The sequence below is a fragment of the Microcystis sp. CS-574 genome (genome assembly GCF_028329095.1).
In the GTDB taxonomy this organism is placed as follows: domain Bacteria; phylum Cyanobacteriota; class Cyanobacteriia; order Cyanobacteriales; family Microcystaceae; genus Microcystis; species Microcystis ichthyoblabe_A.
Genome location: NZ_JAQMSY010000062.1, coordinates 1 through 2,703 on the forward strand (window position 1 = coordinate 1; position 2,703 = coordinate 2,703).

Sequence of the window (2,703 nt, forward strand, 5' to 3'; positions counted from 1 at the left end):
AGTAAAAATATTTTGGCCGCAGGGCTTGCGGTGTCAGTCTGTCGAGCGACCATAAGACCAGAACAGAGTAAATCTGTTAAGGCAGGTGCGAAAAATCCTTCGGGAAAGAAGCAGAAACCCAAATCGTGAGGTTTGGGAATCGCCGTCCGTTTACGGCGGTGAGGATGTCAAAGCGGGCAATCCACCTACTGATGAGATTCTGGCATCGTGGTTTTGGTATTATCTCCATCGGAGAATAAATCATCGCTAAATAGATCATCAAGGGGAAATTCTTCCTCAGAAGGCAGGGATTCTAGATCGCCCACTCCTTCATCATCCCACATACTGAAGAAATCTAGTTCCTCTTGGTAACTCGGAACAGAAGCAACATTTTGGCGGTTAGATTCAACTTTAGGGGTTTCTGCAGCAAAAGGATCGAATAATTCTGGGCTATTGCTGTCAGTAATATCGGCAAATAAGTCATCTAGAGAATTTGGGGCAGCGGCGAATTTTTCTGAGTCGGTGGCTAATAAATCAGGGAAACCCGTGACACTGCCAACGGTTTCTTGACTGTAGCTCTGATCGTAATTACCCGATAATTCTTCTAGGCTACCGATCATTCTAGTTTCTTCCTCTTCGTCAAACATCTCCATCTCAGGAGTGAATTCCGCTGCCAAATCTAGATTTTCTTCAGTGATAAAACCATCAAAAGTATTGATTTCACTGACGAATTCTGGTTCAGAAACTGTGGCTTTTAGCAGCGTTTCGGGAGCAAATTCTGGCTCCAATCCTAGGGTTTCTTCGGTGATAAAACCATCAAAAGGATTGATTTCTTCCCCAGTTTGGATTGTTTGGGTGTCGTTTTGTAGTTCTAACAGTTGGCTTTGATAACTCTGTTCTAGTTGTTGAATTTGCCACTGATAGCCCTTTTCTAATTCTAGAATCTGCGCCTGTTGACTTTGACGCAGGGCCTCCATTTCTGCTTGCTTGCCGTCGATAATCTCGCGAATTTGACTTTGATAGCTTTGGCGCAATTCCTCGATTTTAGTCTCGTATTCCTGTTCAAGTTCCTGAATTTGGGTTTTATAGGCAACTTCCATGGCTTGAACTGAATTTGCGCCGGCTGATTCTTGTAAACGTCCTTGGCTGTCTTCTAACTCTTTTTGTAATTTAGCCACTTCTTCTCTATAGGTGGCTTCGATATTGCCAATCCGTTCTTGGGAGAGTTCGAGTCGTTTTAACTGTCCTTTGGTATCTTCTAACTCCGCTTCCGTTTCACCTAAATCCGCCCGAATTTTCTCCTGTTTTTGCAGTGCTTCCTTGATTTTTCCCTCTTGCAGGGCATATAAAGCCCCACCCCCGATCGCACCTCCACCGACAAAACCGATTAAAATATCGACGATACTCATTATGGGATTCCTCCTCTAGGAAAATTTACTTGTAATCCGCCGCTCTCTATGCCGATTGCTTTTGATTGTGGCAGCAATTATCAAAAAAAGAAAGAAAATATTAAGTTTTTTCTCGGCAAATATGGTGAGGTACAAAGTCTCTGGTTTTAGGGAGTCGGTTGTCGATGCTAAATCCTGTCACACCGCATCGGTGTTTGGCAAGACATTTCACTGAGGCTGCATTTCCCGATAAGCTTGATAAACGCCGCGCACGTTGTACCAATTGAGAAAAATGCGGGCAATTTCTAGGGCTAATTGCGGTTTACCTCGATCGATTAACCATTGTAACAGCGGGGAGAGGCTGCGTTCATTCAGGGTTCCGCCTAGGGAAAGTAAACCCCACAAAAGTCGGTGAATCCAAGTCATTTGAATCATCATCCGCACTTCCCAAGTGGGATGTTTTTGATAGAAAAGCACTCCCATTCGTCCCCGTTGAATTTCCTTATCGATGAGATTGGGAATTTGAGCGAGATTAAAGGGGGGATGCCAATGATAACCAACGGCTTCAGGACATTTAATTAATTTTAGTCCCAATTGCTTCAATCTCACCCCTAATTCCAAGTCTTCCCAACCGTAGAGTTGAAACTGAGTATCAAATAACCCCGCCGCTAATAACCATTTTTTGGCGATCGCCACGTTGCCCGTGGCAAAATAGGCGGCGGAGAAATCGGTGATTTTATAGGGTTCACTGGTGGGATGCTCGAAGTTACAGGTATTAATGACGCTGCCGTAGGTAAATAAGCGATCGCTACCGAGACTTGCTGCCCCGGCGGTTAAAGCGTCGGCGTGGGCTTGCAAAAAATTTTCTGTCACTACCAGATCGCTATCGATAAAAATAATCGTATCACCACGAGCTTTTTCTACCCCCAGATTCCTGGCGATCGCCGGTCCGCCGTGATCCTGTTGCCACAGTTGCAGGTGGGGTAAATTAGCCTTTTGAGTTTCTAGCCAAGCGATCGTCCCATCGGTAGAGCCATCATCGACAAGGACTATTTCGTAGTTTTCCACCTTATTATCGGTTAAACGCTGATTTTCTAGGGCGAGTAAACATTTTTTTAAGATTGCTTGGCGATTGTAGGTAGGGATGACAACACTGATCAGCACGGGCATTCGGGGGTCAAGATTATCGTTTTAGCTTACCAAATAACCTCGGTTTCTTGATTAGACCTCCCGCAAAAATCAACAATCTTCATTCAGGATTGAGGAGACAGGATTGAGGAGACTATTTTTATTTATTCTCCCCATCTCCCCACACACCACACCCCACACCCCACAC

The 2,703-nt window shown here is 44.8% G+C and carries 2 protein-coding genes and 1 pseudogene; 1 reads left to right on the forward strand and 2 read right to left on the reverse strand.

Going from position 1 to position 2,703, the window contains the following annotated elements:
• Nucleotides 1-129 (forward strand): annotated as a pseudogene (locus PN470_RS04145) (RNA-guided endonuclease TnpB family protein); the annotation flags it as partial.
• Between the two features lie 56 nt (nucleotides 130-185).
• Here the strand turns inward: PN470_RS04145 and PN470_RS04150 are convergent.
• Together PN470_RS04150 and PN470_RS04155 are read right to left on the reverse strand one after the other, a co-directional pair.
• Entirely contained in the window at nucleotides 186-1,388 is a 1,203-nt protein-coding gene (locus tag PN470_RS04150; RefSeq protein WP_272103773.1) for a hypothetical protein, read from the reverse strand.
• Nucleotides 1,389-1,595: 207 nt separating this feature from the next.
• On the reverse strand, nucleotides 1,596-2,537 hold the full coding sequence (locus tag PN470_RS04155) for a glycosyltransferase family 2 protein (RefSeq protein ID WP_271935425.1): 942 nt from the start codon (nucleotides 2,535-2,537) through the stop codon (nucleotides 1,596-1,598).
• Nucleotides 2,538-2,703 lie beyond the last annotated feature (166 nt).

Coding starts and splice junctions, on each gene's coding strand:
- PN470_RS04155 (WP_271935425.1), bottom strand. CDS start 2,537: ATGCCCGTGCTGATCAGTGTTGTCATCCCTACCTACAATCGCCAAGCA.
- PN470_RS04150 (WP_272103773.1), bottom strand. CDS start 1,388: ATGAGTATCGTCGATATTTTAATCGGTTTTGTCGGTGGAGGTGCGATC.